The organism is Streptomyces sp. NPDC048504, assembly GCF_043200035.1.
Taxonomy (GTDB): domain Bacteria; phylum Actinomycetota; class Actinomycetes; order Streptomycetales; family Streptomycetaceae; genus Streptomyces.
This window is the reverse complement of the sequence record NZ_JBICXA010000005.1, coordinates 348,009-372,911: the sequence shown is the minus strand read 5'-3', so window position 1 is coordinate 372,911 and position 24,903 is coordinate 348,009. Positions and strand designations below refer to the sequence as shown.

22 protein-coding genes are annotated in these 24,903 nt (G+C 70.9%); 7 read left to right on the top strand and 15 right to left on the bottom strand.

The features are described 5' to 3' along the window. Nucleotides 1–18: 18 nt before the first annotated feature. Nucleotides 19–1,986, top strand: a complete 1,968-nt coding sequence (locus tag ACGFY9_RS15410; protein ID WP_393754312.1) for a hypothetical protein — start codon at nucleotides 19–21, stop codon at nucleotides 1,984–1,986. A 204-nt stretch (nucleotides 1,987–2,190) separates the two neighbouring features. On the opposite strand, the gene ACGFY9_RS15405 is transcribed toward ACGFY9_RS15410, so the two are convergent. The 5 genes from ACGFY9_RS15405 to ACGFY9_RS15385 all read right to left on the bottom strand — a co-directional run bounded on the left by ACGFY9_RS15405 (nucleotide 2,191) and on the right by ACGFY9_RS15385 (nucleotide 8,827). Continuing rightward, a complete protein-coding gene (locus tag ACGFY9_RS15405; RefSeq protein WP_393754310.1) occupies nucleotides 2,191–4,320 on the bottom strand; it encodes a 3-hydroxyacyl-CoA dehydrogenase NAD-binding domain-containing protein in 2,130 nt (709 codons plus the stop codon). Beyond that, a complete protein-coding gene (locus ACGFY9_RS15400) occupies nucleotides 4,317–5,534 on the bottom strand; it encodes a thiolase family protein (protein WP_393754309.1) in 1,218 nt (405 codons plus the stop codon). The genes ACGFY9_RS15405 and ACGFY9_RS15400 overlap by 4 nt, the downstream gene beginning before the upstream one ends. A 321-nt stretch (nucleotides 5,535–5,855) precedes the next feature. Beyond that, nucleotides 5,856–7,133 (bottom strand): HRDC domain-containing protein, encoded by a 1,278-nt coding sequence (locus ACGFY9_RS15395; protein WP_393754307.1) that lies wholly within the window; start codon nucleotides 7,131–7,133, stop codon nucleotides 5,856–5,858. 167 nt (nucleotides 7,134–7,300) lie between these two features. Continuing rightward, nucleotides 7,301–7,963: a response regulator transcription factor gene (locus ACGFY9_RS15390; RefSeq protein ID WP_030605794.1), complete on the bottom strand. Its 663-nt coding sequence runs from the start codon at nucleotides 7,961–7,963 to the stop codon at nucleotides 7,301–7,303. Nucleotides 7,964–8,200: 237 nt separating this feature from the next. Continuing rightward, a complete protein-coding gene (locus ACGFY9_RS15385) occupies nucleotides 8,201–8,827 on the bottom strand; it encodes a DUF3000 domain-containing protein (protein ID WP_393754305.1) in 627 nt (208 codons plus the stop codon). Between the two features lie 146 nt (nucleotides 8,828–8,973). Between ACGFY9_RS15385 and hemE the strand changes: the two genes are divergently transcribed. Beyond that, nucleotides 8,974–10,041 carry a uroporphyrinogen decarboxylase gene (gene hemE / locus ACGFY9_RS15380; protein WP_393754303.1) on the top strand — a complete coding sequence of 356 codons (1,068 nt, stop codon included), beginning with the start codon at nucleotides 8,974–8,976 and terminating at the stop codon, nucleotides 10,039–10,041. Between the two features lie 6 nt (nucleotides 10,042–10,047). On the opposite strand, the gene ACGFY9_RS15375 is transcribed toward hemE, so the two are convergent. Beyond that, entirely contained in the window at nucleotides 10,048–10,872 is an 825-nt protein-coding gene (locus ACGFY9_RS15375; RefSeq protein WP_393754301.1) for a rhomboid family intramembrane serine protease, read from the bottom strand. A gap of 125 nt (nucleotides 10,873–10,997) precedes the next feature. Here ACGFY9_RS15375 and ACGFY9_RS15370 point away from each other — a divergent pair, with 125 nt between their 5' ends. Further along, a complete protein-coding gene (locus ACGFY9_RS15370; RefSeq protein ID WP_266773529.1) occupies nucleotides 10,998–11,321 on the top strand; it encodes a hypothetical protein in 324 nt (107 codons plus the stop codon). Nucleotides 11,322–11,326: 5 nt separating this feature from the next. Here ACGFY9_RS15370 and ACGFY9_RS15365 read toward each other — a convergent pair whose 3' ends face one another. Both ACGFY9_RS15365 and ACGFY9_RS15360 read right to left on the bottom strand, forming a co-directional pair. Continuing rightward, the gene (locus tag ACGFY9_RS15365) at nucleotides 11,327–12,727 is read right to left on the bottom strand and encodes an FAD-dependent oxidoreductase (protein WP_393754299.1); all 1,401 of its coding nucleotides are present in this window, start codon (nucleotides 12,725–12,727) and stop codon (nucleotides 11,327–11,329) included. Between the two features lie 27 nt (nucleotides 12,728–12,754). Continuing rightward, nucleotides 12,755–13,690: a DUF4349 domain-containing protein gene (locus ACGFY9_RS15360; protein WP_393754297.1), complete on the bottom strand. Its 936-nt coding sequence runs from the start codon at nucleotides 13,688–13,690 to the stop codon at nucleotides 12,755–12,757. Nucleotides 13,691–13,851: 161 nt separating this feature from the next. Here ACGFY9_RS15360 and hemG point away from each other — a divergent pair, with 161 nt between their 5' ends. Both hemG and hemQ read left to right on the top strand, forming a co-directional pair. Further along, on the top strand, nucleotides 13,852–15,282 hold the full coding sequence (gene hemG / locus ACGFY9_RS15355) for a protoporphyrinogen oxidase (protein ID WP_393754295.1): 1,431 nt from the start codon (nucleotides 13,852–13,854) through the stop codon (nucleotides 15,280–15,282). 4 nt (nucleotides 15,283–15,286) lie between these two features. After that, on the top strand, nucleotides 15,287–16,018 hold the full coding sequence (gene hemQ, locus ACGFY9_RS15350; protein ID WP_393754293.1) for a hydrogen peroxide-dependent heme synthase: 732 nt from the start codon (nucleotides 15,287–15,289) through the stop codon (nucleotides 16,016–16,018). A 51-nt stretch (nucleotides 16,019–16,069) separates the two neighbouring features. Here hemQ and ACGFY9_RS15345 read toward each other — a convergent pair whose 3' ends face one another. From ACGFY9_RS15345 to ACGFY9_RS15315, 7 genes are all read right to left on the bottom strand, one after another. Next, the gene (locus ACGFY9_RS15345; protein ID WP_393754291.1) at nucleotides 16,070–17,665 is read right to left on the bottom strand and encodes an alpha/beta hydrolase; all 1,596 of its coding nucleotides are present in this window, start codon (nucleotides 17,663–17,665) and stop codon (nucleotides 16,070–16,072) included. A 134-nt stretch (nucleotides 17,666–17,799) separates the two neighbouring features. Then, nucleotides 17,800–18,576: a TIGR04222 domain-containing membrane protein gene (locus ACGFY9_RS15340; protein ID WP_393754289.1), complete on the bottom strand. Its 777-nt coding sequence runs from the start codon at nucleotides 18,574–18,576 to the stop codon at nucleotides 17,800–17,802. Nucleotides 18,577–18,693: 117 nt separating this feature from the next. Continuing rightward, a complete protein-coding gene (locus tag ACGFY9_RS15335) occupies nucleotides 18,694–19,464 on the bottom strand; it encodes a DUF4142 domain-containing protein (RefSeq protein ID WP_393754287.1) in 771 nt (256 codons plus the stop codon). A gap of 137 nt (nucleotides 19,465–19,601) precedes the next feature. Continuing rightward, nucleotides 19,602–20,963: a DUF692 domain-containing protein gene (locus ACGFY9_RS15330; RefSeq protein ID WP_393754285.1), complete on the bottom strand. Its 1,362-nt coding sequence runs from the start codon at nucleotides 20,961–20,963 to the stop codon at nucleotides 19,602–19,604. Nucleotides 20,964–21,104: 141 nt separating this feature from the next. Continuing rightward, nucleotides 21,105–21,893 (bottom strand): DUF4142 domain-containing protein, encoded by a 789-nt coding sequence (locus ACGFY9_RS15325; protein WP_393754284.1) that lies wholly within the window; start codon nucleotides 21,891–21,893, stop codon nucleotides 21,105–21,107. A gap of 134 nt (nucleotides 21,894–22,027) precedes the next feature. Beyond that, nucleotides 22,028–22,639, bottom strand: coding sequence for a TIGR03086 family metal-binding protein (locus ACGFY9_RS15320; protein ID WP_393754282.1), 612 nt, complete (start codon nucleotides 22,637–22,639; stop codon nucleotides 22,028–22,030). Nucleotides 22,640–22,743: 104 nt separating this feature from the next. Further along, complete coding sequence (locus ACGFY9_RS15315; protein WP_393754280.1) at nucleotides 22,744–23,427, bottom strand: TetR/AcrR family transcriptional regulator; 684 nt, start codon at nucleotides 23,425–23,427, stop codon at nucleotides 22,744–22,746. 45 nt (nucleotides 23,428–23,472) lie between these two features. Between ACGFY9_RS15315 and ACGFY9_RS15310 the strand changes: the two genes are divergently transcribed. Then, the gene (locus tag ACGFY9_RS15310; protein WP_393754278.1) at nucleotides 23,473–23,928 is read left to right on the top strand and encodes a hypothetical protein; all 456 of its coding nucleotides are present in this window, start codon (nucleotides 23,473–23,475) and stop codon (nucleotides 23,926–23,928) included. A 150-nt stretch (nucleotides 23,929–24,078) separates the two neighbouring features. Then, nucleotides 24,079–24,903: an ABC transporter ATP-binding protein gene (locus ACGFY9_RS15305; protein WP_393754276.1), complete on the top strand. Its 825-nt coding sequence runs from the start codon at nucleotides 24,079–24,081 to the stop codon at nucleotides 24,901–24,903.

Here is a 24,903-nt window from a genome sequence, read left to right as displayed (position 1 = left end):
GACGGCCTGGGAGGCCCGATGACCACGACAGACCGATCCGTCCTGCACATCGTCGCCCACCAGGACGACGACCTGTACTTCATGAACCCCGACCTCGTCCGCTCCCTCCAGGACGGTGACCGGATCACCACGGTGGTCGTCACCGCGGGCGAGGGCGACGGCATCAACGTCGACACCAACGAGCCCCAACGGGCCGCCGTACCACCGGACTTCGCCCGCTACAGCACCGAGCGCGGCTGCGGACTGCGGTCCGCGTACGCCCGGATGGCCACCGGCGACCGCGATCACCCCTGGCAGCGCGAACCCGTCGACCTCGTCCCCGGGTTCGCCGCCGAGCGGTTCACGCTGGTCGACCACGACACGGTGAGCCTCTACTTCCTCCAGCTGCACCAGGGCGCCCCCACCGAGCGCGGCACCCGTACCCGCCTGCACGACCTGTGGGAGGGCGCCCTGCGCACCCAGGCCACGCTGCCGGTCCATGGCTGCACCGTCGGCCAGGTCCAGCACATCACCCGCGAGCAGGTGACCGACGCCCTGACCGCGCTGCTCGACCACGTCCGTCCCACGACGGTACGCACGATGGACCCCGACCCCGAACACGACGGCGGCCGTGAGGAGTTCATCTGCTCGGACCACGTCGACCACACCACCGCGGCACAGTTCGCGCTCGCCGCCCTCACCCGGCACCGGGAGGCCGGCCACAACCCGGTCGTCGAGCACTACCGCGCCTACGCCAACCGCTTCTGGGGCCACAACCTCGACTCGGCGGCGGCGACGGAGAAAGCCGAGTACCTGGCCACGTACGGCGGTCTCGACGCCCCCTCGGCCTGCCCGCACGGCACCTGCCAGACCTGCGGCGACCGGCAGCTGGGCCCCGACCCGTACCGCAGCACGCACATGATGAGCGCCGCCTACCGCTACTCGCCGGCCACCGACTGGCTGCGCCTGGGGCCCGGCGGGCGGCTCAACGCGTTCGGGGTGCTGGCCGGGCGGCTCGCGTTCTGGACGGAGACGAGCCCGGGCGACGGCGAGTGGAAGGGCCCCTTCGTCCTCGGCGACGGCTGGATCGCGTCCACCCTCGCCGTCACCGGGTCGCCCGGCGGCCCCGCGGAACTCGTCGGCCTGCGCCGCCAGCAGGTGGTGGGCGGCGGGGTCACCGTCGACGTCGTGCACACCGTCCAGGACCCCGGCGGCAACGGCTTCAGCGGCTGGCAGACCCTGGAGAACCCCGACTGGGCGCACGGCGACGGCCGCCGCCAGCGAGAGGCGGGCGTGCCGTCCGCCGCCGTCGACGCGGCCGGGCGCCTCTACGTCTTCGTCCGCAACTTCGACCAGGGCATCAGCGTGCGCCGCCGGGACACCGACGGCACCTGGAGCCCGTGGGAGAACATCGGCGGACGGTTCGTCCAGGACGCGGGCACGGCCCTGACCACCGAGCGCGGCACGGTCGAGCTGTACGTGCCGGGCAAGAACACGGTGTGGCGCTGGCACCAGGCCGAACCCGGCGGCGCCTTCCTCCTCGACGACACCCTGCAGACGGGCCGTCCCGCCACCGGAGGCATCTCCGCCGTCGACTCGGGCGGCGGCCGCACCTGCCTGTACTTCCGGGAAGCCGGCACCCAGCAGGTCATGGCCTACCGTCAGCACGCCGACGGCCGCTGGCCCGGGTCCGGCGCCGGGCTCGGCGGGCATGGCGGCACGGGCGCGGTGGCCGCGCTGTGGGCTCCGGAACGTGGCGCCCGCGAGGCCTTCCTGGCCCACCGGGGCAGCCGCGGCAGGCTCGTCGTCTCGATGCCCGACCGGGACAAGAACGTCTCCGGCACGCACTGGCACGAGGCCGGCGACATGGTCGCCCACGCTCCGGCGATGGCCTACGACGCGACAGGCGCCCTGGTCGTCGCCGTCATCGGCACGGACGGCCGGCTGCGGGTGCGCCGCCAGCTGTCGCCGACGGTGGGCAGTCCGCTGGGGCCGTGGCGGTCGTAGAACACTGTCGAACGCAGCCGAACCTGCCGAGAGAAAGGCCGTGCACCCCATGCCAGTCGGACGAAGAATCTTCCTCGGCGCCTTCACCGCGGGCGCCGTCACCGTCGCCGCCGGCACGGACGCGGCGGCCGACGGCGAAGCATAAGAAGAGGGCCTCCGCCCGAAAGCGGAGGCCCTCTCCAAGTCACGCCCGTACGAAGGTCGTTACGCCGGAACGCTCGCCAGACCCGGTGCCAGGAACGGCTTGCCGTTGACCCGCGCCGAGACGCCCTCGCGGTCCAGGTACGGCGTGATGCCGCCCAGGTGGAAGGGCCAGCCGGCGCCCGTGATCAGGCACAGGTCGATGTCCTGGGCCTCGGCGACGACACCCTCGTCGAGCATCAGCCCGATCTCCTGCGCCACCGCGTCCAGGACGCGATCCCGCACCTGCTCCTCGGTCAGCACCGAGTCGCCCTGCTGCAGCAACGCCGCGACCTCGGGGTCGAGTTCGGGCTTCCCGCTGTCGTAGACGTAGAAACCGCGCTTGCCCGCCTTGACGACGGCCGCGAGGTTCGGGGAGACCGTGAAGCGGTCAGGGAAGGCCCGGTTGAGGGTCTCCGAGACGTGCAGGCCGATGGCAGGACCGACCAACTCCAGGAGAACCAGCGGCGACATGGGCAGACCGAGCGGCTCGACCGCCTTCTCGGCGACGGCGACCGGGGTGCCCTCGTCGATGACGTTCTGGATCTCGCCCATGAAGCGGGTGAGGATGCGGTTGACGACGAACGCCGGGGCGTCCTTCACCAACACCGCTGTCTTCTTCAGCTTCTTGGCCACCGCGAACGCGGTCGCGAGCGAGGCGTCGTCCGTCTGCTCGCCGCGCACGATCTCCAACAGGGGAAGGATCGCAACGGGGTTGAAGAAGTGGAAGCCGACGACCCGCTCGGGGTTCTTGAGCTTCGACGCCATCTCGGAGACGGACAGCGAGGAGGTGTTGGTGGCGAGGATCGCGTGCGCCGGGGCGACCGCCTCGACCTCCGCGAACACCTGCTGCTTGACGCCGATCTCCTCGAAGACGGCCTCGATGATGAAGTCGGCGTCGGAGAAGCCCTCGGCCTTGTCCAGCACACCCGTGACCAGGGCCTTGAGGCGGTTGGCCTTGTCCTGGTTGATACGGGACTTCGACAGCAGCTTCTCGATCTCGGCGTGGACGTAGCCCACACCCTTGTCGACGCGCTCCTGGTCGATGTCCGTGAGGACGACCGGCACTTCGAGGCGGCGGAGGAAGAGCAGGGCGAGCTGCGAGGCCATCAGACCGGCGCCGACCACACCCACCTTGGTGACCGGACGGGCCAGGGACTTGTCCGGCGCACCCGCCGGACGCTTGCCGCGCTTCTGGACGAGGTTGAACGCGTAGATACCGGCGCGGAGTTCGCCACCCATGATCAGGTCGGCGAGCGCCAGGTCCTCGGCGTCGTAGCCCTGCTGGAGGTCGCCGTTCTTCGCGGCCTCGATGATGTCGAGGGCGCGGTAGGCGGCCGGGGCGGCCCCGTGCACCTTGGAGTCCGCGACGAAACGGCCCTTGGCGACGGCCTGGTCCCAGGCCTCGCCGCGGTCGATCGCCGGACGCTCGACCTTGATGTCGCCCTTGAGGACGTTGGCCGTCCAGATCAGCGACTGCTCCAGGAAGTCGGCGCCCTCGAAGAGCGCGTCGGCGATCCCGAGGTCGAAGACCTGCTGGCCCTTGAGCTGCTTGTTCTGGTTGAGGCTGTTCTCGATGATCACCGAGACGGCCTTGTCGGCGCCGATCAGGTTCGGCAGCAGCGTGCAGCCGCCCCAGCCGGGGACGAGGCCGAGGAAGACCTCGGGGAGGGAGAACGCCGCGATGTGCTTCGACACCGTGCGGTACTCGCAGTGCAGGCCGACCTCGACACCGCCGCCCATGGCCGCGCCGTTGTAGTACGTGAAGGTCGGCACCGCGATGTCCGCGAGGCGCTTGAAGACCTCGTGGCCGCCCTTGCCGATGGCGAGCGCGTCGTCGTGGTTCTTGAGGAGCTCGACGCCCTTGAGGTCGGCGCCGACCGCGAAGACGAACGGCTTGCCGGTGATGCCGGCACCGACGATCTCGCCGGCCGCAGCCTCCTTCTCGACCTGGTCGATGGCGGTGTTCAGGTTCGCCAGCGAGGCCGGGCCGAAGGTGGTCGGCTTGGTGTGGTCGAAGCCGTTGTCCAGCGTGATGAGCGCGAACCGCCCGGCGCCATAAGGCAGTTCGAGGTGACGGACGTGCGCGGACGTCACGACCTCGTCCGGGAACAGCTCTGCCGCACCCTTCAGAAGCTCGGTGGTGGTGCTCACTTGTCCCCCTCGAAGTGCGGGTTCTCCCAGATGACCGTCGCGCCCATGCCGAAGCCGACGCACATCGTCGTCAGGCCGTAGCGGACGTGTCGCTGCTCCTCGAACTGACGGGCCAGCTGCGTCATCAGACGCACACCCGACGAGGCCAGCGGGTGACCGAAGGCGATCGCGCCGCCGTACTGGTTGACGCGCTCGTCGTCGTCCGCGATGCCGTAGTGCTCCAGGAAGGCCAGCACCTGTACGGCGAAGGCCTCGTTGATCTCGAAGAGGTTGATGTCCTCGATCGAGAGGCCCGCCTTGGCGAGCGCCTTCTCGGTCGCCGGGATCGGGCCGTAGCCCATGACCTCCGGCTCGACGCCCGCGAAGGCGTATGACACGAGGCGCATCTTCACCGGCAGGTTGTTCTCGCGCGCGAAGTCCTCGCTCGCGATGATCGACGCGGTGGCACCGTCGTTCAGACCGGCCGCGTTGCCCGCGGTGACCCGCCCGTGCACACGGAACGGCGTCTTCAGACCGGCCAGGTTCTCCAGGGTCGTCCCCGGACGCATCGGCTCGTCGGCGGTGACCAGACCCCAACCGGTCTCGCCCACCTGCTCGTTGGTGTTGCGCACCGAGATCGGCACCAGGTCCTGCTGGATCTTGCCGTTGGCGTACGCCTTGGCGGCCTTCTCCTGCGAACGCACCGCGTACTCGTCGGCACGCTGCTTGGTGATCGTCGGGTAGCGGTCGTGCAGGTTCTCCGCCGTCATACCCATGAACAGCGCGGAGTCGTCGACCAGCTTCTCGCTCACGAACCGCGGGTTCGGGTCCACGCCCTCGCCCATGGGGTGACGGCCCATGTGCTCGACACCACCGGCGATGACGGCGTCGTAGGCACCGAAGGCGATGGAGCCCGCGGTGGTCGTGACGGCGGTCAGCGCGCCCGCACACATGCGGTCGATGGAGTAGCCCGGAACGGACTGGGGCAGCCCGGCGAGAATTCCCGCGGTCCGACCCAGGGTCAGCCCCTGGTCACCGATCTGCGTGGTCGCGGCGATGGCGACCTCGTCGATCTGCGCGGGGTCGAGTCCCGGGTTGCGGCGCAGCAGCTCCCGGATCGCCTTCACAACGAGGTCGTCGGCCCGGGTCTCGTGGTAGATGCCCTTCGGGCCCGCCTTGCCGAACGGGGTGCGGACGCCGTCGACGAAGACGACGTCCCTGACGGTACGAGGCACGATTGGCTCTCCTCCAGGGTGCGGGATCGGCACTGCCGCGATGCGCTGAGCGCGCGCTCAGTACCCATGCTACTTGTGGGTAACCAAGCTGCCCACCCCCGGGGCCGGGAGCGGCGAACGTCACACTCCGTCCGCGCCCGGTTCCCTACGCACCACCTGAGGATCTTGGCCTGATCTCGACGCCAAGGTTCCGCTTCCGAGCGCCTTTCCGTGCCCCACGGGGAGCCGATCGGCAGCGGCCAGCCGACGAGCCTTTAGGGGCGCGGGGAACTGCGCGACCAGCCACAGCCGGCCCGCACCCGCCAAACAACCGCATAACCCCTACGGCGCTTTGGCGCTCAAAGCCTCCACCAAAACCGGCGCAACCTGCTCAACCTGCCAAGCCCGAGCCCCATACCCGGCAAGCGCAGCCCCCACGGACTCCACATCCACATGCTTCGGCGGCTCCCAGCAAACCCGCCGCACGGTATCCGGAGTAATGAGGTTCTCCTGAGGCATGTTCAGCCCCTCAGCCACCGCCGACACCGCAGCCCGCGCCGCGGACAACCGAGCCGCAGCCTCCGGATCCTTGTCGGCCCAGGCACGCGGCGGCGGCGGCCCGGTAACCGGCTGACCAGGCTGCGGCAGCGCGGAGTCGGGAAGGGCCTTGGCCCGATCAACGGCAGCCTGCCACTGCTCCAGCTGCCGCCGCCCCATCCGATGCCCGAACCCGTTCAACGCGGCGAGGGCCTGCACGTCGACGGGAAGAGAGAGCGCGGCCTCCACGATCGCCGCGTCGGACAGCACCTTCCCCGGTGACACGTCCCGCCGCTGCGCGATCCGGTCCCGCGTCTGCCACAGCTCCCGTACGACACCGAGCTGCCGGCGCCGCCGTACCTTGTGCATCCCGGACGTACGACGCCACGGATCCTTGCGGGGTTCGGCCGGCGGCGCGGCCGCGATCGCGTCGAACTCCTGGCGGGCCCAGTCCAGCTTGCCCTGCCGGTCGAGTTCCTTCTCCAGCGCGTCCCGCAGGTCGACGAGGAGTTCGACGTCGAGGGCGGCGTAGCGCAGCCAGGGTTCGGGCAGCGGGCGGGTGGACCAGTCGACGGCGGAGTGCCCCTTCTCCAGGACGAAGCCGAGCACGCCCTCGACCATCGCGCCCAGGCCGACCCGCGGGAATCCGGCGAGCCGACCCGCCAGCTCGGTGTCGAAGAGCCGCGTCGGCACCATGCCTATCTCGCGCAGACAGGGCAGGTCCTGGGTGGCGGCGTGCAGCACCCACTCGACGCCGGAGACGGCCTCACCGAGGCCCGACAGGTCGGGGCAGGCGACGGGGTCGATCAGTGCGGTGCCCGCGCCCTCGCGGCGCAGCTGGACCAGATAGGCGCGCTGTCCGTAGCGGTAGCCGGACGCGCGCTCGGCGTCGACGGCGACGGGACCCGTGCCGGCGGCGAAGGCCGCGATCACCTCGGCGAGCGCGTCCTCGTCGGCGATCACGGGCGGAATGCCCTCTCGGGGCTCAAGCAAAGGGATCGGCGCCGGTTCGACGTCGTCCGGAGGGGCGCCTCCGGTGGTTCGCAGTGAGCTGTCTGCTGCGGTTTCTTGGGCGTCGGTCACCTGTCAAGGGTATCCGTGTATGGACAACGCCCGCCGACGGAACGTTCCGTCGACGGGCGTCTGGGGGTCGTAAACCAGTCAGGTAAGTGAAAGATCCGGTTCACGGCTCGAAGGGGGAGCGGGAGGGGAGCGGAAGGGGAGGTGCGGGACGGGGTCGTGGGACAGGGTCAGTGGATGATTCCGGTGCGCAGCGCCACCGCGACCATGCCGGCGCGGTCACCCGTGCCGAGCTTGCGGGCGATGCGCGCGAGGTGGCTCTTGACGGTCAGTGCGGACAGGCCCATGGAGACGCCGATGGCCTTGTTCGACTGGCCCTCCGCGACCAGACGCAGGACCTCGACCTCACGGCCGGACAGTTCGCGGTAGCCACCCGGGTGGCTCGGGGAACCCGGGGGGCGGCGGTGCATACGGGCGGCGGCGGAGCCGATGGGGGCGGCGCCGGGTCGGGTGGGGAGCCCGACGTTGGTGCGGGTGCCGGTGACGACGTAGCCCTTGACGCCGCCCGCGAGGGCGTTGCGCACGGCACCGATGTCGTCGGCGGCGGACAGGGCCAGGCCGTTGGGCCAGCCTGCGGCTCTGGTCTCGGAGAGCAGGGTGAGACCGGAACCGTCGGGAAGGTGGACGTCTGCCACACAGATGTCGCGGGGGTTGCCGATGCGGGGACGAGCCTCCGCGACGGACGAGGCCTCGATGACGTCGCGCACACCGAGCGCCCACAGGTGGCGGGTGACGGTGGAGCGGACGCGCGGGTCGGCCACGACCACCATGGCGGTCGGCTTGTTCGGGCGGTAGGCGACCAGGCTTGCGGGCTGCTCAAGAAGAACGGACACCAGGCCTCCTGGGGTGCGGGACGACTTTCAAGGTCACAGTCGTCTTCGGCACCAAACCCCGGGTCCTTTAGAGAAAGATCACGATTTAGTGAGTAGCAATCAGTGCAATTCGGACACGCTGTCGATCGTTCGGTGAACGAAACGGCTCGTTCGAGGGGCCACTCCTGATTGAAAGTGGCCGTATCGACAAAGACACCGGCAATGATCGGTAAGACCTCGGTGTGCCCCGGGTAAGGCTCAGCGTGACTGCGGGCCCCGGCGCTGCGGCAGCGTGACGATGGACGCGTCGCCCGGACCCGCCGGCGGCAGGCCCGCGACCTGGGCCAGCAGATCGCACCAGGAGGCCAGATGCGCCGCCGTGTCCGGGACACCGCCGAGCCCCTCGCGAGGCGTCCACGAGGCACGGATCTCGATCTGGGACGCGGACGGCCGCTCGGACAGCCCGCCGAAGTAGTGGGAGCTGGCCCGTGTGACGGTGCCGCTCGCCTCGCCGTACGTCAGGCCGCGTGCCTGGAGCGCGCCGGTCAGCCACGACCAGCACACGTCGGGCAGCAGCGGGTCCGCCGCCATCTCCGGCTCCAGCTCCGCGCGCACCAGCGTCACCAGCCGGAACGTGCCGTGCCAGGCGTCGTGCCCGTCCGGGTCGTGCAGCAGCACCAGCCGGCCGTCGGCCAGGTCCTGGTCGCCGTCGACGACCGCGGCCTCCAGCGCGTACGCGAAGGGAGCGAGCCGCTGGGGCGCGGGCGTCGGATCGATTTCGATCTGCGGCCTCAGCCGGCTGTTCCGCAGGGCCTTGACCGCGGCCTGGAAAGCCGGCGGCGCCCCGCCGTCCCCATCCCGGTCCCCCTCCTTGGAGTCGTCCATCCCGTCAGCGCCATCCGACAATCGTCCCTGAGCCGCAGCCATGCGGGAAGATTAAGGGGAACGGAGGCATCGTGCGGGACTAGACACCAGCTCTTCCGCTCAGCACACCGTGTAATCGCGTTCTGGCGCCGTGCGAGACTTGCCCCGTGAGTGCCAACCAGAGCCCCGCGGGCCAGCAGCCGACCGCCACTTACGACTCCGCCTTCATGAAGGCGTGCAGGCGCGAGCCCGTGCCCCACACACCGGTTTGGTTCATGCGGCAGGCCGGGCGCTCGCTGCCGGAGTACCACAAGGTGCGCGAGGGCATCCCCATGCTGGAGTCGTGCACGCGGCCCGAGCTGGTCGCCGAGATCACCCTCCAGCCGGTGCGCCGGCACAACGTGGACGCGGCGGTCTACTTCAGCGACATCGTCGTCCCGCTCAAGGCCATCGGCATCGACCTCGACATCAAGCCCGGCGTCGGCCCGGTCGTCGAGAAGCCGATCCGCACCCGCGCCGACCTGGCCAGGCTCCGCGACCTCACCCCCGAGGACGTCTCCTACGTCACGGAGGCCATCGGCCTGCTGACCGCCGAGCTCGGCCCGACCCCCCTCATCGGCTTCGCCGGCGCCCCGTTCACCCTCGCGAGCTACCTCATTGAGGGCGGCCCGTCGCGCACGTACGAGAACGCCAAGGCGATCATGTACGGCGACCCCGAACTGTGGTCCGACATCCTCGACCGCCTCGCCGACATCACGGCCGCCTTCCTCAAGGTCCAGATCGAGGCGGGCGCCAGCGCCGTCCAGCTCTTCGACTCCTGGGCCGGCGCCCTCTCCCCGGCCGACTACAGCCGCTCGGTGCTCCCCGCCTCCGCGAAGGTCCTCAAGGCGGTCGAGGGCTACGGCGTCCCCCGCATCCACTTCGGCGTCGGCACCGGCGAGCTGCTGCGGCTCATGGGCGAGGCCGGCGCGGACGTCGTCGGCGTCGACTACCGCGTCGCGCTGGACGAGGCCGCCCGCCGGGTCGGCCCCGGCAAGGCCCTTCAGGGCAACCTCGACCCGGCCGTCCTGTTCGCCCCCACGGAGGCCGTCGAGGCGAAGACCCGCGAGGTCCTCGAAGCGGCGAAGGACCTGGAGGGCCACATCTTCAACCTCGGGCACGGCGTGATGCCGAACACCGACCCCGACTCGCTCACCCGGCTCGCCGAGTACGTCCACACCCAGACGGCCCGATAGCCGGGCTCACCACGTGTGCCGGGGCCGCGCCCGCCTGCCGAACAGCAGGCCGCGCGGTTCCGGCGGCGGGGGCGTGCCCGCCTTGAGCGGCCAGGCGAGCAGCATGCCCACGAGGAACCCGACGACATGCGCCTCGTAGGCCACCGTGCCCGCGTCGGAGACGCCCTCGCCGGACGAGTAGAACGCCTGGAGCACGAACCAGAAGCCCAGCACCAGCCAGGCCGGCAGGCGCAGCGGCAGGAAGAACAGGAACGGCACCAGGACCCACACCCTGGCCCTCGCGTACAGCACCAGATAGGCGCCCAGCACACCGGCGATCGCCCCGGAGGCGCCGATCAGCGGGTCGGCCGAGTTGTCGTTGAGCAGCGCGAAGCCGTAGCCCGCCGCGTAGCCGCAGACCACGTAGAAGAGCGCGTAGCGGATGTGGCCCATGCGGTCCTCGACGTTGTTGCCGAAGATCATCAGGAACAGCATGTTGCCCAGCAGGTGGATCCAGCTGCCGTGCAGGAACATCGCGGTGAAGACGCTCAGCGGAGCCGACTTGTCGTAGGCCGGCGGGCCGGCCGCGCAGGCCGGCCCGCCGGGGCCTGCCTGGACGGCGCCGGTCGGGACCAGCTGGGGCATCTGGTGGTGGATCAACTCCCGCGGTACGGCCGCGTAGTGGTCCAGGAACGCCTGCAGATGGCACAGCTGCGAGAGGTCGCTGCCGCCCGCCACGGAGCCCGCCATTCCTGGCGTGAACAGGAAGACGAGCACGTTCGCGGCGATGAGCGCATACGTCACCCAAGGGGTACGGCGCACCGGGTTCACGTCATGGACGGGGATGACCACAAGGGATTAGTGCCCCCGATCCGCGCGGCGAACCGGTGAACACCGCCGTCCGCCTGTGCGTATGACTCCTCAACCGCCCGCGGTGCGGGGAAGGCGTGTCGCGGGGACGACGTGAGGAACAGGCGATGAACGACCGAATTTCTCCTCAGCTGACCGCCACGCCCGACGGCGAGGCCGAGATCTCCCTGGTGGTGCGCCTCCCCTGGGAGGACGTCGCCCGGCTCGGTCAGGAGGCGGGACGGCTGGCCGCGCAGATGCAGCGGCCGGTGACCCTGGACGAGGCGGTGAGCAACCGGCTGCGGTCCAACGCGCTGGGCGCCCACGCCAAGCCGGCCGGGGCTCAGCCCGCCGCGATGGTGCCGCCGAGCGCGTCGGTGTCCTCGCTGCCCGCCAGGCCGCCGGCCGAGCAGGCACGGCAGGCCATAGACCGCATCAACGGCACGGCGTAAACGCTTTACCGCAGGCCCGCCTGGATCTTGGCGGCCGCCTTTCGGGCCGCCACCAGGACCGGGTCCCACACCGGTGAGAACGGCGGGGCGTAGCCCAGGTCCAGGGCCGTCATCTGTTCCACCGTCATCCGGGCCGTGAGGGCGACCGCCGCGATGTCGACACGCTTCGCGGCGCCCTCCCGGCCGACGATCTGCACGCCCAGGAGACGGCCGGTACGGCGTTCGGCGAGCATCTTCACCGTCATGAGAGCGGCGTCGGGGTAGTAGCCCGCGCGGCTGGTCGACTCGATGGTGACCGTCTCGAACTGCAGGCCCGCGCGGTGGGCGTCCTTCTCGCGCAGCCCGGTACGCGCGATCTCCAGATCGCACACCTTGCTGACAGCCGTACCGACCACCCCGGGGAAGGTGGCGTATCCGCCGCCCACATTGGTGCCGATGACCTGCCCGTGCTTGTTCGCGTGGGTCCCCAGAGCGATGTGCCGCTCCTGCCCGGAGACCAGGTCGAGGACCTCGACGCAGTCGCCACCGGCCCAGATGTTCTCGTGCCCGCGCACCCGCATCGCCAGGTCGGTGAGCAGCCCGTCGTGCTGCCCGACCGGCAGCCCGGCCGCCTTCGCGAGCGTCGTCTCCGGGTGTACGCCGATCCCCAGGACCACCACGTCCGCCGGATACTCCGCGTCCTCCGTGACCACGGCCCGCACCCGCCCGTCGTCCCCGGTGAGCAGCTCGGTGACGTGGGCGTCGTCGACCATGGTGATGCCCAGGCCCTCCATCGCCTTGTGCACCAGCCGGCCCATGTCCGGATCGAGCGTCGACATCGGCTCCTTGCCCCGGTTGACGACGGTCACGTCATACCCGCGGTTGACGAACGCCTCCGCCATCTCCACCCCGATGTACCCGGCCCCGACCACCACAGCACGACGTCCACGCGTGCGTGCCAGCGAGTCGAGCAGCGCCTGCCCGTCGTCGAGCGTCTGCACCCCGTGCACCCCGGGCGCGTCGACCCCGGGCATGTCCGGGCGGATCGGCCGGGCCCCGGTCCCGATCACGAGCTTGTCGTACGACGTCCAGGACTCGTCCCCGGAATCGACGTCACGCGCGCGTACCCGCCCGCCCGCGACGTCGAGCTCCACGACCTCGGTACGCATGCGCAGGTCGATGTCGCGCTCGCGGTGCTCCTCGGGGGTACGGGCGATCAGCTCCTCCGGCGCGGACACGTCGCCGCCCACCCAGTAAGGGATGCCGCACGCCGAGTACGAGGTGAAGTGGCCGCGTTCGAAGGCGACGATCTCCAGCTCGTCCGGCCCTTTGAGGCGCCGTGCCTGCGACGCCGCGGACATGCCCGCGGCGTCACCGCCGATGACGACCAGTCGTTCCCGGGTACCCCTCGCACGGCTCATGCTCATGCGAACACGCTACGGGGACCGATCATTTCAGTCCTGCCCGCCTTCCTCCGGCAGAGCGCTTGCTCCGGTGACCGCCGGAACGATCGCGGCCCGACGCGGCCGTACGAGACGCAGCCACACGACGAGCGCCAGCGCGGCCACGGCCGCGAACGGCAGCACCGCGCCGAGCGACAGGGCGATCCAGCGCAGCATCGTCACGAAGACGTGCCAGCCGCCCGCCACGGCGTCCACGAAGCCGGGACTGTCGTCCTTCGCGGCGGCCTTCGCCACCGGGGTCTGCGACAGGGACAGGGTGATCGTGGCCAGGCTCGTGCGGTCCTTCAGGGAGGACTGTTGGGCGAGCAGCGCCTCCAGGTCGGACTCGCGGGTGCTCAACTCGCCCTCCAGCTCCACCACATCGCTGAGCTTCGTGGCCCGGTCCATCAACGCACGCACGCGTGCCACGCTGGCCCGCTGCGAGGCGATGCGGCTGTCCACGTCAACCACCTGGTCGGTGACGTCCTGCGCCTTCGCGGTGCGGTCGAGCAGCTTGCCCGCGCCCTCCAGGTCGGCGAGGACCTCGTCGTACTTGTCGCTGGGCACGCGCAGGACGACCCGCGTGCGCTCATGACCCTGCCCGTCGCGGCTGGTCGACTCGTTGCCGACGAACCCGCCCGCGTTCTCGGTGGTGGTACGGGCCTCGTCGAGCGCCTTCGGTACGTCCTTGACCCGCACGGACAGCGAGGCCGTACGGATGATGCTGCTCGCGGTGAGCTTGGGGACGGCCTTGGTGTTCCGGGCGTTTCCGCTGCCGGACGCGCCCTCCTGCTGGGCGGCGTCCGGGGCGACTGCCTTGGCGCCCGCGCCGGAGTCGCTGGCGCTCGTGTCGCTCGCGCCGCCGCTGCACCCGGCCAGCGCGAGCGCCGAGGCCAGCAGGAGGCCGGCCAGGGCCTGGACGGGTCGTGCGGAGTGTCGTGTGCGCATGTGTCGCTACCCCCGAGGGTCGTCGTGACGACTGACGCACCTTCGACGCCGGGACCGGGCGGGACGTTGGCGGGAAACGGTTCCGATGCGGTCACGGTCGGGACTCGCGCCGGACACCGGGCCGGAGTCGGACTGTCAGTGCGGTCTGAGAGGCTGGTGACATGCGCGAAGTGGAGACTCGTACGGGCACAGGGCATGTCGTCGTCATCGGCGCCGGGATCGCCGGGCTGGCCGCCGCACACCGGCTGCTGGACAGAGGCGTGCGCGTGACCGTCGTCGAGGCGTCGGAGCGGGTGGGCGGCAAGCTGCTGCCCGGTGAGATCGCGGGCGCCCGCGTGGACCTCGGCGCCGAGTCGATGCTGGCCCGCCGCCCCGAGGCTGTCGCGCTGGCCCGCGAGGTGGGACTCACCGACCGCCTCCAGGTGCCCGCCACGGCCACCGCGTCGATCTGGACCCGGGGTGCGCTGCGCCCCATGCCCAAGGGCCACGTCATGGGCGTTCCCGGTACCGCCGCCGCTCTCTCCGGAGTCCTTTCGGACGAGGGCCTGCAGCGCATCGAGCGCGACGCCGACCTGCCCCGCACGGAGGTCGGCGACGACGTCGCGGTCGGGGAGTACGTGGCGGCACGCCTCGGCCGAGAGGTCGTCGACCGCCTCGTCGAACCCCTCCTGGGCGGTGTCTACGCGGGCGACGCGTACCGCATCTCGATGCGCTCGGCAGTACCGCAGCTGTTCCAGGTCGTGAAGACCCACGAGTCCCTCACCGAGGCCGTCCGGGGCATCCAGGAGCGCGCCGCCGCCGCACAGCAGACCGGCCCGGTCTTCATGGGCATCCAGGGCGGAGTGGGCCAACTCCCGCTCGCCGTCGCGGAGTCGGTGCGCGCGGGGGGCGCCGAGATCCTCACCGGGACACCGGTCACGGAGCTGCGCCGGAGCGGAGCGGCGGGCTGGCGCGTCGTCGCCGGAGACCGCGTGCTCGACGCCGACGGGGTGATCGTCGCCGTACCCGCCCCGGTCGCCGCCGAACTGCTGCGGCCCGAAGCACCGGGCGCCGCAGCCGAGTTGGGCGCCGTCGAGTACGCCTCGATGGCCCTGATCACCCTCGCCTACCGCCGCGCGGACATCGAACTCCCCGAAGGCAGCGGCTTCTTGGTGCCACCGGTCGACGGCCGCACCATCAAGGCGTCCACCTTCGCCTCCCAGAAGTGGGGCTGGATCGCCGACGAGAACCCGGACGTGGTCGTCCTGCGCACCTCGGTGGGCCGGTACGGCGAGACGACGATCCTGGAGCGCGACGACGCCGGCCTCGTGGACGTCTCGCGCCACGACCTGCGTGAGGCGACCGGCCTCGACGCCACTCCTCTCGCGACCCGCGTCACCCGCTGGACCGACGGCCTGCCCCAGTACCCGGTCGGCCACCACGCGCGCGTGACCCGTATCCGCGAACACGTGAGCAAGCTCCCCGGCCTGGCGGTGTGCGGCGCCGCGTACGACGGGGTCGGCATCCCGGCCACCATCGCGAGCGCGTACGCGGCCGTCGAGCGGCTGACCGGTGACCCGGTGCCGAGCGCCTCCGGCGGAGCGGGAGAATAGCCCCATGAGCGACGACGCCCCCACCACCGAGCCCGGCCGCATCCCGAACAAGGGCAAGCTGGCCAAGGACCTCAACGAGGTCATCCGCTACACGCTGTGGTCCGTCTTCAAGCTGAAGGACGTGCTGCCCGAGGACCGCGCGGGATACGCCGACGAGGTCCAGGAGCTGTTCGACCAGCTCGCCGCGAAGGACGTGACCGTCCGCGGCACCTACGACCTGTCGGGCCTGCGTGCCGACGCCGACCTCATGATCTGGTGGCACGCCGAGACCGCCGACCAGCTGCAGGAGGCGTACAACCTCTTCCGCCGCACGAAGCTCGGCCGCGCCCTGGAGCCGGTCTGGTCGAACATGGCGCTGCACCGCCCCGCCGAGTTCAACCGCTCGCACATCCCGGCCTTCCTGGCCGACGAGACGCCGCGCAACTACATCAGCGTGTACCCGTTCGTGCGCTCCTACGACTGGTACCTGCTCCCCGACGAGGACCGCCGCCGCATGCTCGCCGACCACGGCAAGATGGCCCGCGGCTACCCGGACGTGCGCGCCAACACGGTCGCCTCCTTCTCCCTCGGCGACTACGAGTGGCTCCTGGCCTTCGAGGCCGACGAGCTCTACCGCATCGTCGACCTCATGCGCCACCTGCGCGCCTCCGAGGCCCGCATGCACGTCAGAGAGGAGGTCCCTTTCTACACGGGCCGCCGCAAGGACGTGGCCGAGCTGATCGCGGGCCTCGCCTAGTTTTTCAGGGGCGCGAGGAACTGCGCGACCAGCCCCCACCGGGCCCGCAGACTACTTACTGCCCGGTCGCGCAGCCTTCGGCTCAGCATGCGGAGCACACGCAGCCCGCCGCTCAGGCAACCGCCCCTCCAACAGGTAAGCGTCCAGATACCCGTTGACGCACTTGTTGGCCCCACCCGCGATCCCATGAGTCCCCGCATCCCGCTCAGTAACCAACACCGAGCCCGACAACCGCCGCTGCAACTCCAGCGCCCCGTCATACGGCGTAGCCGCATCCCGCTCGGCAGCCATGATCAGCACCGGCGGCAACTCACCAGGCCCGGTCCGCACATCAAGAGGCTGCTGACGCGGCTCGGGCCAGTACGCACAGGGCAGATTCATCCACACGTTGTCCCACGTCTCGAACGGCGCCACCCGCGCGAGCCGCGTGTTGTCCCGGTCCCAGACACTCCACTCGGTGGGCCAGGCCGCGTCGTTGCACTCGACGGCCGTGTACACCGCGTTCCCGTTCTCCGCCTCGACGGCCGCCCCCGGCGTCGGCCCGGCCTGCTGGATCAGCGGCTTCGGGTCGCCCTTCAGGTACGACGACAGTGCGGCGGCGCTGTGCGGCCAGTAGTCGTCGTAGTACCCCGCCGACAGGATCGCGCCCTGCAGCTGCGCCGGCCCCACCTTGCCGCCCGCGGGCTTCTCGGCGAGCCGTGCCTCGGCCTTGCGGTAGCTGCCGAGCACCTTCTCCGCCGTGTCGCCGAGGCCGTAGACGTCGTCGTGCTTGGCGATCCACTCGCGGAAGTCCGTCCAGCGGCTCTCGAACGCGGCCGACTGGTCGAGGTTGTTGCGGTACCAGATCTGCTCGGGGTCCGGGTTCACCGCCGAGTCGAACACCATCCGCCGTACGTGCGTGGGGAACAGCGTCGCGTACAGCGCCCCGAAGTAGGTTCCGTAGGACGCGCCCATGAACGTCAGTCTGTCCTCGCCGAGTGCGGCGCGCAGGACGTCCAGGTCGCGGGCGTTGTTCAGGGAGGTGTAGAAGCGGAGCTTGCTGCCGGAGCGCTTGGCGCAGCCGCGCGCGTAGGTCTTGGCCTCGGCGATGCGTTCCTTCTTGTACGACTCCGAGGGGTACGTCGGCGACTGCGAGGGCGCCTTGAAGAAGTGCTTGGGGTCCTCGCAGGACAGGGGTGCCGACTTGTCGACCCCGCGCGGGGCGTAGCCGACGAGGTCGTAGGCCGACGCGATGCGCTTCCACTCGGGGAGCATGCCGATCAGCGGGAAGTAGAGGCCGGAGGCGCCCGGGCCGCCGGGGTTGTAGACCAGGGAGCCCTGGCCGGGCACTCTGCGCTTGCTGTTGTGCGGGTCCTTGTGGGTGGCCCGGGCGCGGCTGACGGTCAGTCTGATCTGCTTGCCGTCGGGGTGCGCGTAGTCGAGCGGGACGGAGACCGTGCCGCACTCCATGACGCCGGGCAGGTCCTGGGCGTCGGGGCACTTCCCGAAGGTGATGCCCCGCGCGCGGGCGTGCGCGGCGGCCAGCGCGGTGCCGGTGAGTTCGGCGGCCCGGACGCCGGGCACGCCGGGGGTACCGGTGGCCGGGGCGGCGGCGAGGGTGGTGAGGAGCAAGGACCCGGCGGCCGAGTACAGGGCGGCGGCTCGCATGGTGGGGTATCCCTTCGGAGCACGGCTGCAACAAAAGGGATGTTTCGTTCGGCTGTTGGCGAAGGCAAGCACCATCGGGCGGTGTCGGCCCCAATGACCCCTGTGCGCCCCCGGGGAGCGCCTTCACGCTGTGGTCAGCGGCGCCGCTCGTACTGCTCGCGGTGCGCGAAGGCCGCCCGCAGGTCCGGCTCGCCGACCGCGCGGATGCCGCGTACGGCGACGGACGTCAGATACGTACGGTCGTCCCCGCTGCCCGCGTGCCGGGCCAGCGTGCCCAGCAGCCGCTGACCGGCCGGGGACGCCCAGCGCGAGTACGGGTGCACCTCGACCCGCGCGATGGCCAGACAGCTCAGCGTGAGCGCCAGCGGCAGCGCGAACCAGAGCGCGACCAGCCCCCGCGGCATCTCGGCCCCAGGCGTCAGCAGCGCGGTCGCGCCCAGCACGAGGACGACGAGCGCGGCCGCCCGCACCTGCCGCACCCCGGCCGCAACGGTCGTACTGCTGCCGTCCGGTACGGCCAGCCCCGCGTCGACGAGCCGGACCGCGACCTCGCGCACCGCGTCCGTGGCGGCCGCGGAGGCCCGCACCGGGCCGATCCGGGACTGCCCCTCGGGCCCGATCGCGCCTATCACCGACCGCTCGATGGCGTCCCGGCCGCGCGGGTCGACGACGGTCGCCCAGCCGGTGTGCGCGAGCAGCAGCCGGTGCTGCCGCGCCATGGAGACCAGCGTCAGATCGGCGACCCGCGCGGGACCGCCGGACAGGAACGCCGCCTCGTAGAGCGTCAGATCGTGTCCTGTGCCCGCGTCGTCCGTGTCGACGGCCGCCGCTCTGACGGCGGCCAGGCACAGCCGCGTGCACGCCGTGCCGGCGACGGCCCAGGCCAGGAGCAGGAGGAGGACCCAGAACATGCCACGTTTCTATGCCAAAGGCCCAGCTTGACGCCATGCCTTGTTCACAATCCGGACGGAGCGTTGTCGGTATGTGACGTTCCGATTGGCCGGAAACGGACTACGGCCGAAACGGTTCTACGGCTGGGCCGACGGCGGTGGGGCGGAGGCGGCCGGCGGGAGCGTGTAGGTCGGGGAGACCGACGGGGTCAGCGGGACCACCTGTCCGGGGTCGGCCGCGGCGGAGACGCTGGGCGCCGGCGAGCTCGACGCGGCCATGTCCCGGGCCAGCGCGGCGAAGTCGACGTACCCGGTGGCCTCCAGGACCTTGATGTGGTCCAGGACGGTCGTGTTCGCGTCGTCGGCGAGGGCGCGGACCAGGGAGTTCTGGGTGGTGGCGCGGACCTGGGCGACCACCGTGAACACCTTGCCGTGCGCGAGGCGCAGGATGTTGGCGAACTTGCGGTCGAAGTCCACGCCCTGCGCCGCGTTCAGCGTCGCGAGCCACTGCTGTTGCTGGGCGTTGGGCTGGTTGGGCAGCGGCACCCCGAGCCGGGCGGCGACGTCCCGCACCCGCTCGTCCAGGAACGTGTGCCCGTCGATGAGGTGCTGCCCCGCCGTCCGTACGGCCGCGGTGGTGCCCTTCTCCTCGGCCTGCTGCCCGGCCGGCAGCTCCCAAAGCCCGGCCAGCCGGACCCTTGTGACGAAGTCACGGTCCAGGGCGGACAACGGCCCGTACTGCGTGGTCACGGTCTGGTCGCTGAGCACGCTGGCACCGGTCGTCCCGGACCGGTCGGCGTAGGACCAGACCGGGAAGATCAGCGCGGCCAGCGTCGCGGTCAGGCCCATGACGATGACGCCGGTGCCACTGAATATGCCTCGGCCCTGTACGGGGGGTCGCGGTCGCATGGGGTGCCTCCTGTTACGGCACCGCACGTGAGTGTGCTTTTCGTGCGCTTCTCGTGCGGGACCGCAATATTACTGTGGAGTCACTGTCACCTTCCAAGGCCCCATGTCAGCCGCAACTCACTCCCCTCGCCGGCCCCTCAACGGCGCAGCAGCACCCTCCGGGTGGCGCGGGCGAGCCGGACCGCGGGCCGCGTCGAACGCGGGGCCGGCCCCGAGCGCTCCAGCCACCACTCCCGCACCTCCCGCCGCACCTCCGCGTCCTCGGGCCCGCCCGAGAGCAGCAACTGCCCGGCGAAGTCCAGGGCGTCACGCCGGTAACCGCCGGTCATCGGGTGCGAGTGCGCGTACGCGAGGAAGGCCGGCCGGTACAAGTCCCCGAGGATCAAGGGCAGTTCGGGAGCCACCTTCGCCACGACGTCGGCCCGCTTCACCCCGAGTGCCCGAGCCTGCACACCGAGCCGCACGCGGTCGAACCCGTCGGGGACGGGAGTGCCGGCGACCAGGGCGGAGAGGAGGGCGGTCTGGGCGAGGGCGAGACGCTGGCGGGCGCAGTCGGAGGACCGTGGTGCGGCCGGGGGAGCGGGAGGGATGGGCTGAGCGGAGGCGGCGGTGCCGGTGGCCTCGGGCGTGGGTGCCGCCACCCGTGAGGGCACCCTGTTCGCGGCCGACCGTGCCCACCCCTTGGTCAGCGCCCCCTGGATGGCCTCCAACTCCCGTTCCAGCTCGGCCGGTTCGGGGAAGTTGTCGTCGCGCTCCAGCAGCACCCCGGGCGGGGAGACACGGGACGCGAGGTCGGTCAGGATGGCGAGGACCGGCGCGGGGACCGGGTGGGCGTGGGTGTCGTGCCAGACGCCGTCGCGTTCGACGCCGCCCGCGACATGGACGTACGCGATGGCCTCGACGGGGAGTTCGGCGAGGGCCTTGGCCGGGTCCTCGCCGCGGTTGACGTGGTTGGTGTGCAGGTTGGCGACGTCGATGAGGAGCCGTACGCCGGTGCGGTCGGCCAGTTCGTAGAGGAACTGTCCCTCGGTCATCTCCTCGCCCGGCCAGGCGAGGAGCGCGGCGATGTTCTCGACGGCGAGCGGGACGGGCAGTGCGTCCTGGGCGATGCGGATGTTCTCGCAGAGCACGTCGAGGGCGTCCCTGGTGCGCGGTACGGGCAGCAGGTGGCCGGCTTCCAGGAGCGGGGAGGCGGTCAGGGAGCCGCCCGCGCGGACGAACGCGATGTGCTCCGTTACCAGCGGCGCGCCCAGCGCCTCGGCCCGCTCGGCGAGCGCCGTCAGCCTGGCCTCGTCCGGCCGGTCGGCGCCGCCGAGGCCCAGGGAGACGCCGTGCGGGATCACGGTCACGCCGCGCTCGCGCAGCCGTAGGAGGGATTCGGGGAGGTGGCCGGGGCAGACGTTCTCGGCCACGGCCTCGACCCAGTCGATGCCCGGCATGCGTTCCACGGCGTCCGCGATCTCCGGCCGCCAGCCGATGCCCGTTCCCAGTCGCTCCATGGTCCGTCCCCGTCCTCCAGGAAATTCATCAACTCCACAGGGCCGCTGTTCCGGCGTGACGGAGGTATCGCCCCGGCGCCGGGCCCCGAACCGCGTGCGGGTCACCTTCAGAGCAACATTTGAGGTTCGGGGAGCGGCTTCCTAGCCCAGGATGCCGTTCGAGTCGACCGGATCCGGGCGGCCGGTGTTGACCGTGCCCGGCGCCGCCGGGGACGGCAGTGAGGTGGCGCCGACGTTGCCGCTCGCCTCGGCGGCCGGCGCGGAGGGCGCCACCTGGCCGGGCACCGGTGCAGCGGGACCGGTCGGGCTGGCGGTCGAGGCGTTGGCGATCTCGTTGGCGATGGCGTCGAAGTCGACCCGCCCGGTCTTCTCCAGCACCGTGATGTGATCGAGCACGGTCTGGTTGGCGTCCGAGGCCAGCTGCCGTACGAGCGTGTTCCGCGTGGTGTTCCGTACGGCGCCGATGGCCGGGAAGATCTTGCCGTGCGCGGCCCGCAGCAGGTTGGCGAACTTGTACTCGTACTCGGCGCCGGTCGCCGCGCTCATCTCCCGCAGCCAGCCCTGCTGTTGCTCGTTCGGCACGTTCGGCAGCGCGACACCGAGCTGGGCCGCGATGATCCGCACCCGCTTGTCGAGGTCGGCGTGGCCGACGATGAGATGGTCCCCGGCCTCCTTGATCGCCTGGCTGGGCGCCCGCTCGATCGCCTGCTGCCCGGCCGGCAGCTCCCACAGCCCGGCCAGCCGCACCCGCACGATCAGATCCCGGTCGGCGGCCGTCAACGGCCCCCACTCGGTGTTCACGGTGCCCGCCGCCACGTTCGCCTGCCCGGTCCCCGCCCGGTCGGCGTACGACCACACGGGAAAGACGAGCGCACCGGTGGTGGCGAAAATGGTGGCGATGAACACAGCCGTACCGTTGATACGACGCAAGGGAGCCTCCCGGGGAAACCAACTGGTCGTTGGAGAAAGTTGACGCTTGGCCAGCGTCAGGAGGTACGCGCGGGGCGGTTTCCTTGTTCAAAGGGAGGGTAGCTTTGCTCAAAGGACAGGCAAAGGGGGCGAGTTCAGCGGCCCTTCACGGGCCAGTGCTCCGGCGTCCGGCCCAGCAGCCGTAGCGCCTCGTCGAGCGGGCCTGTCTCCGGCGGTACGTCGAGGGGCGGGGCGAAGGCGAACTCCGGTCCGCGTACGGCCGGTTCGGCGGGCACCAGCCGGGCCACCACCAGCGCGATGTCCAACACGTCGTCCGACAGGCCGAGTTCGGTGCCGAGGGTGGCGGCGACGTCCCAGGCGTGGACGACGTAGTCGATGAAGTGGAAGCCGATCGCGGTCCGGCCCGGGAAGCTCGCGCCCAGCTCCGGCAGCACGAACTCCCGCTCGGTGGCGCCGGGTTCGGTGAACGCGGCGAGCACGGCGGTGGCCGCCGTGCGGTGCGTCCGGGCCGGCTCGCTCATGTCCTCGGGCTCCAGCCAGTACGCCCTGTCCTGACCCGCTCCGCGCGCGGCGGCCGCGAACCCGTGATGCTGCGCGGCCATGTGTGCCACGAGCCGCCGCAGGTCCCACCCGGCGCAAGGGGTGTCCCGCGCCCAGTCCTCCTCCTGCGCCAACTCCACTACACGCAGCGCCTCGTACACGGCGATCCGGTCGAGCTCGACGATGTCCGTTCCGGTGGCTGTCATGGGGCTTGAGCCTAAAACTGGGCGAACGGTCGTGCTACTTGTTTTCGGCCGAAGTGAGGAGAGGGGAAAAGCGCTGTGCGCGGGGAGGGGAAATGCCTTGTATGTCAGGGGACTTGAGGAGCCGTCGAAGGGTCCGTGGCCGCCCAGCGCAGTCGTGCCGCTATGCCGACACGGGCCCGGCGGTAGGCGGTCTCCTCGTCGTGCAGGACGGAGACGGCGTTGGAGGTCTCCATCAACGCGACGATCTCGAAGGCGAGTTGGGGTATGTCGGTGTCGGCCCGCAGCTCGCCCACCTCCCGGGCCTCGGCTACCGTCCGCTCCACGAGGGCCGTCCAGTCCCGCTGCGCGCCGACCACCGCGTCGTGCACGGGACCCGAGCGGGCGTCGAACTCGGCGATGACCTCGTAGAAGAAGCAGCCGCCGGGGAAGACCCGCCCCCGCGAGTACTCAAGCCACAGCTCGCACAGTCGCCACAACCGGCCTACGCCGGCCGGGACTTCGGCGGCGGGCCTGATGACCTTCTCGGTGTAGATGCGGGCGGCCTCGCGCACGGTGGCCAGTTGCAGCTCCTGCTTGGAGCCGAAGAGTGCGAACACCCCGCTCTTGCTGAGCTGCAGCTCGGCGGCCAACCGGCCGACGGTCAGCGCCTCCAGGCCCTCGACGGAGGCGATGTCGACGGTGCGGCGCAGGACCAGCTGCCGGGTGCGGTTGCCCCGCTCGACCCTGCCGTCGAGTCGTGTCGTACCCGCGTCCTCGCCAGGTGTCCTTGTCGCTCCGCCTGCTCTCATGGTGGTCCACCCTAAGCAACACGGGGGAAACGGACCCTTCCTAGGATGCGGCGCGTGCACCTGATCGTCCTGGACGCCCCCACCGAGTGGAGCCGGTTCGCCGAGGGTTCCGTCGAGCGCCGCATGCTGCTCGCGCTCGGCGACCGCCTCGGCACGCCGCTGCGCCCGAAGCCGCTCATGCTGCCCGACGGCAGCCGGGTCGAGGTCGAGGGGATCGACGCGGGCTGCCGCGTACTCGTCCAACTGGTCGGCAACCAGGGCGCGTACAAGCCCGCCTACCGCAACAAGGTCATGGCGGACATGTTCAAACTGCTCTGGCTGCGCGAGTCCGTACCGACCGCCGAGCGCGCGGTGCTGCTGGTCAGCGAGCTGATCGTGCAGGCCCTCGGCGGCTGGGTGGCGCGGGCCGCGGCAGACCTCGGGATCGAGGTCCACGTCTTCGACGGCAGCACGGTCGCCCCGCTGCGATCTTCTTCGAAGCCAGACGTAAAACGCCCGTAACAGTCAACTGCGCCGACCCGAAACACAATCTTCCTACGGTCGGGGGCACCTAAGCGGATTTCCGCGTGGCAGTCAGTCGCACTCGCTACGCACGCTCTCCGACTTCCAGGATCGGGCACTCGTGCCCGCGACATGGATGGGAGCGTGAAGGTGACTGGTACGCCAGCACTCGAACTGCGGTCGGTACGACGGGTCTACGGCTTCGGGTCCGCCGCGACCACGGCCCTCGACGACGTCCACCTCACGGTGCCGTCGGGCCGCTTCGTCAGTCTCATCGGCCCCAGCGGCTGCGGAAAGTCCACCCTGCTGCGTCTCGTCGCGGGCCTCGAACAGCCGGACCGCGGCGAGGTGTCGGTGCACGGAGTGACACCGGCGGACGCCTGCGCGGCCAAGATGATCGGACTCGTGCCGCAGAGCCCCGCCCTGCTGCCGTGGCTGTCCGTCCTGCGCAACGTCACGCTGCCGCAGAAGATCAACCGGGGTGCGGGCAAGCGGCGCGAACGCATCGCCGACTTCGCCGAGCGGCGGACGGAGGTTCCCGACATGGAGGAACTCCTCGTCAAGGCCGGTCTCGGCGACGCCCTGCACAAGCTCCCGGCCCAGTTGTCCGGCGGCATGCGCCAACGCGCGGCGATCGTGCGGGCGTTCGGCCTGCAACCCGACGTACTCGTGATGGACGAACCCTTCTCGGCGCTCGACGAGTTCACCCGCGAGAGCCTTCAGGACCAACTCCTCGACCTGTGGGAGGAGTTGAGGACGACCGTGCTGTTCGTCACCCACTCCGTCTCCGAGGCCGTACGGCTCTCCGACACCGTCGTCGTCATGGCGCCGAACCCCGGCCGGATCGTCGAGAGCATCGACGTCGACCTGCCCCGGCCGCGCGGTGAACAGCTCTTCGGGGAACGGCGGTTCCACGAGTACGAGGACCTGGTTCGAGAGCGGCTGCGGCGCGCGTGGAACAGTGAAGCCGCGTGA

Excerpts from the sequence above, each read along its gene's own strand:
- ACGFY9_RS15385 (WP_393754305.1), bottom strand. The coding sequence starts at position 8,827 with ATGGACGACTCCAAGGAGGGGGACCGGGATGGGGACGGCGGGGCGCCG.
- ACGFY9_RS15340 (WP_393754289.1), bottom strand. The coding sequence starts at position 18,576 with ATGTTCTGGGTCCTCCTCCTGCTCCTGGCCTGGGCCGTCGCCGGCACG.
- ACGFY9_RS15370 (WP_266773529.1), top strand. The coding sequence starts at position 10,998 with ATGAACGACCGAATTTCTCCTCAGCTGACCGCCACGCCCGACGGCGAG.
- ACGFY9_RS15360 (WP_393754297.1), bottom strand. The coding sequence starts at position 13,690 with ATGCGCACACGACACTCCGCACGACCCGTCCAGGCCCTGGCCGGCCTC.
- ACGFY9_RS15330 (WP_393754285.1), bottom strand. The coding sequence starts at position 20,963 with ATGGAGCGACTGGGAACGGGCATCGGCTGGCGGCCGGAGATCGCGGAC.
- hemG (WP_393754295.1), top strand. The coding sequence starts at position 13,852 with ATGCGCGAAGTGGAGACTCGTACGGGCACAGGGCATGTCGTCGTCATC.
- ACGFY9_RS15310 (WP_393754278.1), top strand. The coding sequence starts at position 23,473 with ATGCGGCGCGTGCACCTGATCGTCCTGGACGCCCCCACCGAGTGGAGC.
- ACGFY9_RS15335 (WP_393754287.1), bottom strand. The coding sequence starts at position 19,464 with ATGCGACCGCGACCCCCCGTACAGGGCCGAGGCATATTCAGTGGCACC.
- ACGFY9_RS15320 (WP_393754282.1), bottom strand. The coding sequence starts at position 22,639 with ATGACAGCCACCGGAACGGACATCGTCGAGCTCGACCGGATCGCCGTG.
- ACGFY9_RS15410 (WP_393754312.1), top strand. The coding sequence starts at position 19 with ATGACCACGACAGACCGATCCGTCCTGCACATCGTCGCCCACCAGGAC.
- ACGFY9_RS15315 (WP_393754280.1), bottom strand. The coding sequence starts at position 23,427 with ATGAGAGCAGGCGGAGCGACAAGGACACCTGGCGAGGACGCGGGTACG.
- ACGFY9_RS15365 (WP_393754299.1), bottom strand. The coding sequence starts at position 12,727 with ATGAGCATGAGCCGTGCGAGGGGTACCCGGGAACGACTGGTCGTCATC.
- hemQ (WP_393754293.1), top strand. The coding sequence starts at position 15,287 with ATGAGCGACGACGCCCCCACCACCGAGCCCGGCCGCATCCCGAACAAG.
- ACGFY9_RS15345 (WP_393754291.1), bottom strand. The coding sequence starts at position 17,665 with ATGCGAGCCGCCGCCCTGTACTCGGCCGCCGGGTCCTTGCTCCTCACC.